Source organism: Microbacterium sp. LWO12-1.2 (assembly GCF_040675875.1).
Classification (GTDB): domain Bacteria; phylum Actinomycetota; class Actinomycetes; order Actinomycetales; family Microbacteriaceae; genus Microbacterium.
In genome coordinates, this window is the sequence record NZ_JBEGII010000001.1 from 156952 (window position 1) to 169767 (window position 12816).

Annotated in this window: 10 protein-coding genes; 9 read left to right on the top strand and 1 reads right to left on the bottom strand. The window is 66.9% G+C overall.

Annotated features, from left to right (window positions below; all coding sequences use genetic code 11):
* Positions 1–17: 17 nt before the first annotated feature.
* Positions 18–1280 (bottom strand): LCP family protein, encoded by a 1263-nt coding sequence (locus MRBLWO12_RS00800; protein ID WP_363551767.1) that lies wholly within the window; start codon positions 1278–1280, stop codon positions 18–20.
* Between the two features lie 145 nt (positions 1281–1425).
* On the opposite strand from MRBLWO12_RS00800, the gene MRBLWO12_RS00805 reads away from it, so the two are divergent.
* From MRBLWO12_RS00805 to MRBLWO12_RS00845, 9 genes are all read left to right on the top strand, one after another.
* Positions 1426–2718, top strand: a complete 1293-nt coding sequence (locus tag MRBLWO12_RS00805) for a sugar ABC transporter substrate-binding protein (protein WP_363551768.1) — start codon at positions 1426–1428, stop codon at positions 2716–2718.
* A gap of 15 nt (positions 2719–2733) precedes the next feature.
* Positions 2734–3711 carry a carbohydrate ABC transporter permease gene (locus tag MRBLWO12_RS00810; protein ID WP_363551769.1) on the top strand — a complete coding sequence of 326 codons (978 nt, stop codon included), beginning with the start codon at positions 2734–2736 and terminating at the stop codon, positions 3709–3711.
* A complete protein-coding gene (locus MRBLWO12_RS00815; protein ID WP_363551770.1) occupies positions 3708–4541 on the top strand; it encodes a carbohydrate ABC transporter permease in 834 nt (277 codons plus the stop codon). The genes MRBLWO12_RS00810 and MRBLWO12_RS00815 overlap by 4 nt, the downstream gene beginning before the upstream one ends.
* A complete protein-coding gene (locus MRBLWO12_RS00820; RefSeq protein ID WP_363551771.1) occupies positions 4538–6022 on the top strand; it encodes a glycoside hydrolase family 3 protein in 1485 nt (494 codons plus the stop codon). Before MRBLWO12_RS00815 ends, MRBLWO12_RS00820 begins: the two co-directional genes overlap by 4 nt.
* A 13-nt stretch (positions 6023–6035) precedes the next feature.
* The gene (locus tag MRBLWO12_RS00825) at positions 6036–6920 is read left to right on the top strand and encodes a MurR/RpiR family transcriptional regulator (RefSeq protein WP_363551772.1); all 885 of its coding nucleotides are present in this window, start codon (positions 6036–6038) and stop codon (positions 6918–6920) included.
* A 175-nt stretch (positions 6921–7095) separates the two neighbouring features.
* The gene (locus tag MRBLWO12_RS00830; protein WP_363551773.1) at positions 7096–8769 is read left to right on the top strand and encodes an ABC transporter substrate-binding protein; all 1674 of its coding nucleotides are present in this window, start codon (positions 7096–7098) and stop codon (positions 8767–8769) included.
* A gap of 87 nt (positions 8770–8856) precedes the next feature.
* The gene (locus tag MRBLWO12_RS00835) at positions 8857–9861 is read left to right on the top strand and encodes an ABC transporter permease (protein ID WP_363551774.1); all 1005 of its coding nucleotides are present in this window, start codon (positions 8857–8859) and stop codon (positions 9859–9861) included.
* 34 nt (positions 9862–9895) lie between these two features.
* Complete coding sequence (locus tag MRBLWO12_RS00840) at positions 9896–10846, top strand: ABC transporter permease (protein ID WP_363551775.1); 951 nt, start codon at positions 9896–9898, stop codon at positions 10844–10846.
* On the top strand, positions 10843–12522 hold the full coding sequence (locus MRBLWO12_RS00845) for an ABC transporter ATP-binding protein (protein ID WP_363551776.1): 1680 nt from the start codon (positions 10843–10845) through the stop codon (positions 12520–12522). The genes MRBLWO12_RS00840 and MRBLWO12_RS00845 overlap by 4 nt, the downstream gene beginning before the upstream one ends.
* Positions 12523–12816: the final 294 nt, after the last annotated feature.

Sequence of the window (12816 nt, forward strand, 5' to 3'; positions counted from 1 at the left end):
CATCCGGTGGGAGTCGCCTACCGCTGGTTGCCGACCGCGCAGGTCTCCTGCTCGAGCGTCTGGCCGGAGATGTCGGGAGGCAGCGTCGTCCTGACCTCGGGCACCTCGGTGGAGGTCGGATCCGGCGTCTCCTCGGTCGGCGTCTCCGTGGGCGACGGCTCCACGAGCTCGACCCCGCGGCGTGTGGTGACGTCTCCTGTGAGCTGGAGCGCATCTCCGGACTTGATCGCGGCCCAGAGTTCGTCGGCGGAGTCCCAGATCGGCACGACCTTGTTCTTGTCGTCGGGGTCGACGACGTTCGGGAACTGCACGAACACGAAGTCGCTGAACCGCACGTCCTTGAGGGTCAGCGCGATCTGCGCCAGCCGCAGCGGATCGTTCAGAGACTCGCTCGGCACGATGTTGTCGGCGACAGCGCCGGCCAGGCGCAGCACCGTGGGGATGTCGGTCAGCGTCTCGGAGCTGAGCACCTTCTTCGCGAGCCGCGACATGTACTGCTGCTGGTTCGAGATACGAGCCAGGTCGCTCTCATCGCCGACGCCGTGGCGGGTGCGGATGAACTGCAGGGCCTCATAGCCCGAGACCTCGCGCATGCCTGCGGGCCAGTCGATGCCGGTGTGGCGATCGCGGATGCCGTCGCCGGCGATGCAGACCTCGACGCCGCCGATCGCATCGGTGATGGCCATCACGCCATCGAAGCTCATCTTCGCGGCGAACTCGATCGGGATGTCGGCGAGGGTGCTCACGGTCTTGGCCACGCAGGAGAGGCCGGCGTGGTCGAAGACGGAGTTGATCGACTGCTTCTCCATCGCCGACGCGACGGAGCCGTCTTCGCGGGTGCACTCCGGCACGGGGATCATCAGATCGCGGGGCAGCGAGACGACCGTGACGTTGCGCGGTTCGGCGGAGACGTGCACGAGCAGATTGACGTCGTTGCGCTTCATCCCGTCGGCCTCGGTGCAGCGCTCCTTGAGGAGCGCGGTCGTCTGCTCGCTGCACTCGTCGGTGCCCACCACGAGGATCGTGAACGCCTTGTCCGCCGGGAAGGCGCCGATGGTCGGGGGGTCGACCTCGGGAGCTCCCTCGAGCGCGACTGCATCCTGCCCTGCGCGGTTGAACAGGTCGACCACGACGAAGGCTCCGACAGCGATCGCGGAGACCAGCACGACTCCCAGAGAGATGCCGAGGATGCGCAGGAAAGTCGAGAAAGCACTGCGGGTGGGGAGTGGCGCGTGTCGGGCGACTGTCGTGCGATCACCGCGTGCGTTACTACGAGCCATGACGCGAGCCTACCTTTGGAAAAAATTGTTACAGCGGGATGACAATCTCGGAAACAACTTGCAGATAATTAGTTAGTCGTAAATACTTTTCCTACAGGCGAGCACTCGATGGCCGCCGAGACATTTCAAAGAGGAGATCTTTCTGATGCACAAGCGCATTCTTCCGGTCGTGGCGTTGGGCGCCGCGGCCACGCTCGGTCTCGCGGCCTGCGCAGGCGGCAGCACGGGTGGCAGCACCACCACCGATGGAGAGGGCCAGGAGCTCACCGTCTGGATCATGAAGGGCACCAACCCCGACGCATCCGCCTTCTACGACGAGGTCTCCGAGGCCTTCGAGAAGGAGACCGGCGCCACGGTCAAGATCGAGGAGATCCAGTGGGCTGACGCGCACGATCGCTTCGTGACCTCGATCGCCGGTGGCACCACCCCCGACATCGCCGAGACCGGCACCACCTGGACCGCCGAGTTCGCCGACGCCGGCGCACTCGAGCCTCTCGACTCCTACGTCGACGCCGAAGACGGTCTGCGCGACGACCTCGTCGAGGGCCTCGCTGTCGCCGGCACCTATGACGACGAGCTGTACGGCATGCCGTGGTACGCCGGCGTCCGCTCCATCGTCTACCGCGCCGACGTGTTCGAGGAGCTCGGTCTCGAGGCTCCGAAGACCTGGGATGACATCGTCACCGCAGGCGAGGCCATCAAGGCCGCTCACCCCGAGATGATGCCGTTCCCGGTCGCGGGCGACGCCGAGTTCCAGGTCTACCCCTGGGTCTGGGGCGCCGGCGGAGAGATCGCCACGAAGGACGGCGACACCTGGACCAGCGAACTCGACAGCACCGAGTCGCAGGCCGGCATCGAGTTCTACACGGGCCTGGCCACCGAGCACGGCTTCTCCTCCGCAGGGGCCACCACCTGGAAGGAGACCGATCTCCGTGACGCCTTCACCCAGGGCAACGTCGGCATGATGCTGTCGGGCTCCTGGACCCCGAAGACGCTCATCGAGGCGAACCCCGAGCTCGAGGGCAAGATCGGCGCAGCCGTGATCCCCGGACAGGATGGCGGCATCGCCCCGTCCGTGCTCGGAGGATCGCACCTCTCGGTGTTCAACACCACCAAGAACGCCGACCTCGCGTGGGAGTTCGTCAAGCTCATGACCACCGGTGAGTTCGCCGAGAAGTGGTCGAACGAGACCGGCTACTTCCCGGGCGTCCAGTCCGCGATGGAAGAGGCCCTGGCCTCGACCGACCCGCTCGTCGCACCGTTCGCCGAGCAGATGGTCGACGGCGGCGCATCCGTCCCGGTGACCCCGAACTTCGGAGCTGTCCAGGCGAAGAAGACGACCAACTCCATGATGCAGGCCATCCTCAGCGGGCAGAAGGACGTCGCCACCGCGACGAAGGACGCCGCAGCCGAGATGACCGAACTGCTCAACCAGTAAGGACGCATCCCTTCCATGTCGATGGTGCAAGCGCCTCTGCCGGCCACGAAGACGGAGTCCACCTCCGCCTCCGTGGCCGGCGGCCGGCCGCGCAAGCGAGGACTCTCGCTCGTCACGGCCCGCCCCTGGCTCCTCCTCGCCCCGGGGCTGATCATCCTCGCGGTGCTCATGCTCTGGCCGCTCGTGCAGGTCTTCATCTACTCGCTGCAGGACTACGGTCTGCGCGAGATCAACACGGGTGAGAGCAACTGGATCGGATTCCAGAACTACGTCGAGGCGCTCACCAATCCGACGCTCTGGACCGTGGTGCTCCCGAACACGGTCGGGTTCGCCGCCGTCGCCGTGTTCGTCACGGTCGCCGTCGGCACGCTGGTCGCGCTGCTGCTGGCTCGCCTCGGCATCGTCTGGCGCACCATCGTCTCCAGCTGCATCATGGTCGCGTGGGCGATGCCCGCCGTGACCGGAACCTACGTCTGGACCTTCATCTTCGATGCCGACCGCGGCATCTTCAACGCGGTCCTCAAGGACCTCGGCCTGATGGATGCATCGGTCAACTGGTTCACGAACCAGTGGTCGTTCTACGCCATCGTGCTGCTAAACGTCGTGCACCACGGCTTCCCGTTCGTCGCGATCACGGTGCTCGCCGGTCTGCTCGGTGTCTCCAAGGAGATGCTCGAGGCCGCAGCCCTCGACGGCGCCGGCGCCTGGCGCCGCTTCTGGAAGATCATCTTCCCGACCCTCAAGCCCGTCTTCTCGGTCGTCATCATCCTGTCGACGATCTGGGACTTCAAGGTCTTCGCGCAGGTGTACCTCATGCCGGGAGGTGGTGGCGGCAATCGCCAGGTGCTGAACCTCGGCGTGTGGTCGTACGTCGAGTCGTTCGGTCAGAACCGCTACGGCTTCGGCGCCGCGCTCGCCGTGCTGCTCACGCTCGTGCTGATCGGCATCACCATCGTGTACATCCGATCCCTCATGAAGGAGGACGAGCTGTGAACCCCCGCGCCTCTCTCCGCTCCCGGATCGGCATCGGGATCGCCGTCGCCGCCGTCCTGATCTTCACGCTGTTCCCCGTCTACTGGATGGTCTCCAGCGCCTTCGACAAGAAGGCGTCCAGTGGCGGTCAGTCGCTGCTGCCGCAGGAGTTCACGTTCGACAACTTCACCTTCGTGCTCACGGAGGGCGGCTTCGGCACCTTCCTGCGCAACTCGGCGATCGTCGCGCTCGTCACGGTGCTCGTGAGCGCCCTGGTGTGCCTGCTGGCGGCGGTCGCGGTGGCACGCTTCCGCTTCAAGTTCCGCACCACCGTGCTCATGATGATCCTGGTCGTGCAGATGGTGCCGCTCGAGGCCCTCGTCATCCCGCTGTTCCTGCAGGTCAAGACGCTCGGTCTGCTCAACAGCATCCTCGGCCTCATGGTGGTCTACATCGCCCTGTCGCTCGCCTTCGGCATCTGGATGCTGCGCGGCTTCGTCGCGGCGGTCCCCGTCGAGCTGGAGGAGGCCGCCTACATCGACGGCGCCAGCTGGTGGCGGATGTTCCGCTCGATCCTGCTGCCGCTCGTGATGCCCGGTCTCGTCGCCACGAGCATCTTCAGCTTCATCACCGCCTGGAACGAGTTCATCTTCGCGATGACGATCCTCGGAGCGGAGACCGATCAGTACACCGTCTCGATCGGCCTGAAGTCGTTCTTCGGTCTGTTCGCGAACGACTGGGGCAGCATCATGGCCGCGTCGACGATCATCACCCTGCCGGTCATGGTCTTCTTCATCATCGTGCAGCGCCGCCTCTCGGCCGGCATGGTGGCAGGGGCGGTCAAGGGATGAGTGCGGATCTGACGCGACTCGCGAACAGCGTTCTCTGGCCCGGCTTCTTCGGCACCGAGGCTCCGGCCTGGCTGCTCGACGAGCTGCGGGGCGGTCTTGCCGGCGTCGTGTACTTCGGGCAGAACATCGGTGCGGGTCTTCCGGCGCTGAGCGCCTCGATCCTCGCGGCGAACCCCGACGCCCTGATCGGCGTCGACGAGGAGGGCGGCAGCGTCACCCGCCTCGAGTCCGCCGAGGGATCCACGATCCCCGGGGCCGCTCAGCTCGGCCTGCTCGACGACCTGGTCGCCACCGAGCGCACCGGTGCGGAGCTCGCACGCCGCGTCGCCGCGGTGGGCGCGAATGTCGTGCTGGGCCCTGTCGCGGATGTGAACACCGATCCGCGCAACCCCGTCATCGGTGTGCGCTCGTTCGGCTCCGACGAGGATCTGGTGGCCCGACATGCGGTCGCCGCGATCGACGGAATCCAGGACGGCGGCGTCGCCGCGTGCGTCAAGCACTTCCCCGGTCACGGCGACACGCACCTCGACTCGCACCACGCCCTGCCGGAGATCTCGCTCGACATCGAGGAGTTCGAGCGGGTGCACCTCGAGCCGTTCCGTGCGGCCGTCGAGGCCGGCGTCGACTCGATCATGACCGCGCACATCGTGGTCCCGGCGTGGGGCGAGGCCCCGGCGACGCTGAACCCGCGCATCCTCGGCATCCTCCGCAGCTGGGGATTCGACGGCGTGATCATCACGGATGCGCTCGACATGGCGGCGATCCGCGAGACCGTCGGGATCGGGGGAGGAGCCGCACTGGCGCTGGCTGCCGGAGCAGACCTGCTCTGCATCGGAAACCCCACGAACCCGGGAGAAGCAGCACTGCCCGATCAGGACCTGCGCGACTTCCTGGCGGCACGTGACGGCATCGTCGCGGCGCTGAAGGACGGGTCGCTCGCGCGAGAGCGGGTCGAGGAGGCCTCGCGACGCGTCGCGGCTCTGGCGACCAAGCTCCGCGCCGCTGCGGCCACGACGGTCGCACCGACGGACGAGTTCGATGCCGCGGAGATCCTTCGTCGCGTCATCACGGTGACGGGGGAGCAGCCGGCACCGGCATCCGCCCTCGCCGTCGTCGATGCGCGTCGCCGTTCCACTCTCGCCGTCGACAGTGCGGCCGCGTATGTCGCCGGTTCTCTGGCTGGCGAGGACCGACGGATCCGTCTCGACGTCGCGAGCACCGACATCTTCGAGCAGGACCGCGTACTCGACGAGATGACGGCGGATGCCGGCACCACCGTGATCCTGATCGATCGACCGGATGCCGACGCCGCACAGCGAGCGCTCGTGGAGCGCGCGGCCGTCCGTGATCCGCGCGCGGTGGTCGTGAACGTCGGACTTCCGGCGCGCACGCCCCTGCCCTTGCCGACCGTCGAGGTCGCCGCCGCGAGCCGGGTCGGGGCGCAGGTCGCCCGAGAGCGGCTGCTCGGCAGGACCGGCTGAGTCGGGCCGCACGGTGGACGCAGACGTTCTCGCGCTGGTGCGACGCTCGGTCTCACGACTGAGCGCAGCCGAAGCGCGCGTTGCTGAGACGATCCTGGCAGATCCGACCCTCGTGATCGATCTCGCGATCACGGATCTGGCCAAGCTCTGCCAGACGTCGCTGTCCACCGTCGCCCGGTTCGCCCAGTCGCTGGGTTTCAGCGGCTACCGCGAGCTTCGCGTCGCGGTGGCCCGCACCGTCACGCTCGAGCAGGCGCAGCAGGCGCGATTCAGCCTCGACACGACCGCGATCGATCCGGGTGATGAGCCGGCCGCGATCGCGGCGAAGCTCGCGGCGCAGGAGATCGACGCGATCGAGAAGACCGCGCTCGGCATCGACGCGGTCGGCCTCGATCGGGTCGCGCACGCTCTGGTCGCCGCCCGGCACATCGACCTCTTCGGGCAGGCCGCGTCGTCGCTGACCGCGCAGGATCTGCTGCTGAAGCTCTCACGCATCGGCTGCTCGGTCGCGCACTCCGCAGACCCTCATCTGGCCGTCACCACGGCATCACTGCGCACGGCGGAGGACGTGGCCATCGCGTTCTCGCACAGCGGTGAGACGCAGGAGACCGTGCGGGCGCTCGAGGTCGCACGCGACGCGGGCGCGCTCGTAGTGGCCGTGACGAGCGTGGAGGAGTCCACGCTCGCGGGGGTCGCCGACGTGGTGCTGCTCACGCATGCGCACGAGTCACCGTTCCGTATGGCAGCGATGTCGAGTCGCATCGCGCAGCTCGCGCTGGTCGATGTGCTGTTCGTGCGGGTCGTGCAGCTCCGAGGAGAGCCTGTCGTGATCCCGCTGCAGCGCACGCACGACGCAGCCGTCTCCCGGCAGCGCCCGCGCCTGAGCCCGCACGACTGACGCCCGCGCACCCGATCCTCTGTCTGAGGCATCGCCGCGGCGTCGATACCGGATTGCAACCTGGAAGCGTTTGGCATCTGTGGATCCGCTGGGTAGCGTCGAGGCATCACCGTGTCCAGAGGCGACGACGCCTCGGGAACGCGCAACGAAGCGCCCGACAGGGAAGGTACACACAATGCACCAATCAGTCATGCGACGGCGAGGACTCATCGCCATCACCGGAGCCACGCTCGCAGCTCTCGTCCTGGCAGGATGCGTCGCCAGCGACCGAGGAGACGAAGGTTCAGAGGGATCCGGGGATGTCGACGGCACGTTCGTCTTCGCGGCATCCTCCGACCCGGCCAGCCTCGACCCCGCCTTCGCCCAGGATGGCGAGAGCTTCCGCGTCTCGCGCCAGATCTTCGAGGGACTCGTCGGTACGAAGCCCGGCACGGCAGACCCCGCACCGCTGCTCGCCGAGCGCTGGGAGTCGTCGGAGGACGGCATGTCGCACACCTTCGCGCTGAAGGAGGGAGTGACGTTCCAGGACGGCACTCCGTTCAACGCCGAAGCCGTCTGCGTCAACTTCGACCGCTGGTACAACTGGACGGGTCTCGCCGCATCCGAGGCATTCGGGTACTACTACAACAAGCTCTTCAAGGGCTACGCCTCCAATGCCGCCGACGCGGTGTACAAGTCCTGCACGCCCGATGGCGACTACTCCGTCACCATCGAGCTGAACAAGCCGTTCGCCGGTTTCGTGGCTTCGCTGTCGCTGCCGTCCTTCTCGATGCAGAGCCCTTCGGCGATGAAGGAGTTCGGTGCGGATGACGTGAGCGGATCCGCCGAGGCCCCCGTGCTCTCGGAGTACGCGACCGCGCACCCGGTCGGCACCGGCCCCTACCAGTTCGACGAATGGGCTCCGGGCGAGCAGGTCACGCTCACGTCCTACGGCGACTACTGGGGCGACAAGGGTCAGGTGGACAAGATCATCTTCCGCACGATCGACGACCCGACCGCACGCCGTCAGGCGCTGGAGTCCGGTTCGATCGACGGCTACGACCTCGTCGGTCCTGCCGACACCAAGGCGCTCGAGGACGACGGCTTCACCATGGTGTCGCGCCCGCCGTTCACGATCCTGTACCTCGCCTTCAACCAGGCGGTACCGGAGCTGCAGGACCCCAAGGTCCGTGAGGCTCTGTCGTACGCGGTCGACAAGGACGCCCTCATCACTCAGGTGCTGCCGGAGGGGACGCAGAAGGCGATCGAGTTCGTGCCCGAGGTCGTCAACGGCTACAACGCCGACGTCACGACCTTCGACTACGGCCCCGAGAAGGCCAAGGCGCTGCTCGCCGAAGCCGGCTACGACGAGGCCAACCCGCTGAAGCTGACCTTCAACTACCCGGTCAACGTCTCGCGTCCGTACATGCCGGACCCCGAGCAGATCTTCACCGTGCTGTCGTCGCAGCTGTCCGAGGTCGGCGTGGAGACCACCCCGGTCTCGGAGGAGTGGGTCGAGTACCTCGACCGCACCACCGGCACCTCGGATCACGGCATCCACCTGCTGGGATGGACCGGCGACTACAACGACACCGACAACTTCGTCGGCGTCTTCTTCGGACAGAAGAGCTCCGAGTGGGGCTTCGACAACCCGGAGCTGTTCCAGAAGCTGAACGAGGCGCGTGGCGTCTCGAACCTCGAGGACCAGACCGCGCTGTACAAAGAGATCAACGAGATGGTCGCGCAGTTCATCCCCGGCATCCCGCTCGCGCACCCGGCGCCGACCCTGGCGTTCGATCCGCGCGTGAAGAGCTACCCCGCCAGCCCGGTGAACGACGAGGTCTTCACGGGCATCGTCCTCACCAAGTAGGTCTGACCGATTGAGATGTCGACCCCCGGTCCCGCGCTTTCTGCGGGACCGGGGGCACGGCGTACCTTCTGATCAACGGAGATCTTCTTGCTGCGCACCATCGGCAGGCGACTGCTATTCCTCGTCCCCACCCTGTTCGGGCTCAGCATCCTGCTGTTCGCCTGGGTCAGGGCCCTTCCCGGCGGCCCCGCCGTCGCCCTTCTCGGTGAGAAGGCGACACCGGAGGCCGTCGCCAGAGTCAATGAGCTCTACGGCTTCAACAAGCCGCTCATCGAGCAGTACTTCATCTGGGTCGGACGTCTCCTCCAGGGAGACTTCGGCACCTCGATCCAGACCAACCGCCCCGTCGTGGAAGAGTTCATGCGACGGTTCCCCGCGACCCTCGAGCTGAGTGTGATGGCGCTGATCTTCGCGGTCGGCGTCGGCATCCCGCTCGGCTACTGGGCAGCGCGCCGTCACGGCAAGTTCAGCGACCACGCCTCGGTGGTGCTGAGCCTGGTCGGCATCACGATCCCGGTGTTCTTCCTGGCATTCATCCTCAAGTACATCTTCGCGGTGCAACTGGGCTGGCTGCCGTCGGACGGACGCCAGAATCCACGAATAGACGCCACTCATCCCACCGGGTTCTACGTGTGGGACGGCATCATCACCGGGGAGTTCGACGCGGCGTGGGATGCGATCCTGCACCTCGTGCTGCCGGCACTGGCGCTCGGAACCATCCCGCTCGCGATCATCGTCCGCATCACCAGGGCCAGCGTGCTCGAGGTGCAGAACGCGGACTATGTGCGTACGGGGCGGGCCAAGGGCGTCGGATCCTCGACGTTGCGCAACCGATTCATCCTGCGCAACGCCATGCTCCCGGTGATCACCACGATCGGGCTGCAGACCGGGCTCCTCATCTCGGGGGCGGTGCTCACCGAGACGGTGTTCGCCTTCCCGGGGATCGGCTCGTTCCTCGCGCGGGCGATCTTCACCCGTGACTTCCCGGTGCTGCAGGGCTTCATCATCTTCATCGCGATCGCCTACGCCCTGATCAACCTCGCCGTCGACGTGTCGTACAGCTTCATCGATCCGAGAGTGAGGGTCCAATGATGACTCGCACCACTGCTTCACAGGAGGTTGCGTCATGAGCGTCGCCCTTCCTCCCGCCCAGGGTGGCGGGATGCTCGACACCGTCGCCATCGCGCAGGCCGATCTGAAGGACGGCCCCGGTGGATTCTGGCGCGACGTGTTCCGCCGGCTGCGCCGCAACCCGACCGCCTGGATCGGAGCGGGCATCGTCCTGCTGTTCATCCTGGTCGCCGCGCTCGCACCCGTGATCGCGCCGTACCCGGAGACCGCGCTGCCGGGGGCGAAGTTCATCACTCCGACGCACATCCCCGGACCGGGGGAGCTGCCGGAGTTCCCCCTCGGGCTCGACCGTTTCGGTGGAGACGTGCTGTCGAAACTCATCTGGGGAGCACAGGCCTCGCTGCTCATCGGCGTGATCTCGACCGCTCTCGGACTGGTGGGCGGCATGATCCTCGGGCTGCTCGCCGGTACCTTCGGCGGCTGGGTCGACACGCTCATCATGCGCATCGTCGACATCATCCTGTCGGTGCCGAACCTGCTGCTCGCGGTGTCGATCGCCGCGATCCTCGGGCAGACGCCGTATGCGGTGATGATCGCGATCGGTGCCTCGCAGGTGCCGATCTTCGCGCGACTGCTGCGGGCGTCGATGCTGCAGCAGCGCTCCAGCGACTATGTGCTCTCGGCTCAGACCCTCGGTCTGGGCCGCGGGTCGATCACCATGTCGCACGTGCTCCCGAACGCCATCGGCCCCGTGATCGTGCAGGGGACCCTGACGCTCGCGACCGCCGTGATCGATGCGGCCGCGCTGTCGTTCCTCGGTCTCGGCGGAGGACGCCCGGAGACGGCGGAGTGGGGCCGCATGCTCACCTACGCGCAGGCGGAACTGGCGATCGCGCCCTGGTTGGCGTTCCTCCCCGGTATCTGCATCGCGGTCACCGCGCTCGGTTTCACGCTGTTCGGTGAAGCGCTGCGCGAGGCCATGGACCCGAGAACGAGGGCACGATGAACGCCAGGAAAGAGAATCAGACGTCCGACGCACCGCTGCTGTCTGTGCAGGGACTCGCCGTCGACTTCGCCACCATGGACGGTGTCGTGCACGCGGTCGAGGGGGTGGACCTCGACATCAAGGCGGGGGAGACCGTCGCGATCGTGGGCGAGTCCGGCTCGGGCAAGTCGACCACGGCGATGGCGATCATCGGCCTGCTCGCGGGTGGCGGTCGCGTCGCCGCGGGGAGCATCCGGCTCGACGGTCGCGAGATCACGCGTGCATCGGAGCACGAGCTGCGTGCCATCCGCGGGCGTGACATCGGGCTGGTTCCGCAGGACCCGATGTCGAACCTGAACCCGGTCGCCAAGATCGGCACCCAGGTCGCCGAGACCCTGCTCGCACATGGACTCGCCACTAGGCAGAACGTGCACGAGAAGGTCGTGCAGGCGCTGACCGCGGCAGGCCTCCCCGATCCCGAGCGGCGTGCGAAGCAGTATCCGCACGAGTTCTCCGGCGGCATGCGGCAGCGGGCGCTCATCGCGATCGGCCTCGCCTGCAGCCCGCGACTGCTGATCGCCGATGAGCCGACCAGCGCGCTCGACGTCACGGTGCAGCAGACGATCCTCGACCAGATCGGGGCGATGACGCGGGAGCTCGGCACCGCGGTGCTGCTCATCACGCACGACCTCGGTCTCGCGGCCGAGCGTGCGGAGCGGGTCATCGTGATGCATCGAGGCAAGGTCGTCGAGCAGGGGTCTGCGCGCCAGATCCTCGAGGCGCCGCAGCATCCGTACACGCAGTCGCTCGTGAAGGCCGCGCCGTCGGTCGCCGCTGCGCGACTGCGACCGGAGGCGTTCCACGTCGAGGAGCGGGAGGCGGAGTCGGAGCCTGAGGCGGCGGTCCCCACGGACAACATCGTCGAGATCGAGAACCTCACCAAGGTGTATCCGGTGCGCGGTCGCGGAGAGGACTTCGTGGCGGTCAAGGACGTCTCGCTGTCGATCCCGCGCGGCGAGACGGTTGCGATCGTGGGCGAATCCGGCTCGGGCAAGACCACGACGGCGCGGATGCTGCTCAAGGTGGTCGAGCCGACCAGCGGCCTGATCCGCTTCGAAGGCAAGGACATCTCCTCGCTGACCAAGGCGGAGACGCGGGACTTCCGGCAGCGCGTGCAGCCGATCTTCCAAGACCCGTACTCGAGCCTGAACCCGATGTTCACGATCGAGAGGCTGATCTCCGAACCGCTCGACTTCTACCGGAGGGGGAGCGGAGCGGAGCGGCGCGCACGAGTGCGGCAGCTGCTCGACGACGTGGCGCTGCCGCAGTCGATGCTCCGGCGTTATCCGTCGGAGTTGTCCGGCGGACAGCGTCAGCGCGTCGCGATCGCCAGGGCGCTCGCCCTGTCGCCGGATCTGATCGTGTGCGACGAGCCGGTCTCGGCGCTCGACGTGCTGGTGCAGGACCAGATCCTGACACTGCTCGGAGACCTGCAGCGCGAGTACGGGCTGAGCTACCTGTTCATCTCGCACGACCTCGCCGTGGTGCGTCTGATCAGCGACTACGTGTGCGTCATGAAGGACGGTGCTCTGGTCGAAGCGGCGTCGTCCGAGGAGATCTTCACCAACGCGCGTGACCCGTACACGCGCCGTCTGCTCGCCTCGATCCCTGGCAACGAGCTGAACATCGCGTCCTGAGGCCCCGCTCGTCGAGACCCATCGCGCCCGTCGAGACCCACCCGTCCAGACGTCTGGACGGGTGGGTCTCGACGCGGACGGTGGGTCTCGAGATGCCCGGACGGCGCCAATACCGCAGCTTCCAAGATTGGTCAAGGACTGAGCTTGCCATGTCGCCGAATCGTGCGTATAGTTGGTAGTTGCGCTCGCTTCTCCCTGCCCTCATATGGTGGTCGGCATCTGTTGAGTCTTTGAGCGCACACTCCACCTGACGACAAAGGAATCGAGAAGCCCTGCGGGGCTCACGGAGGTTAT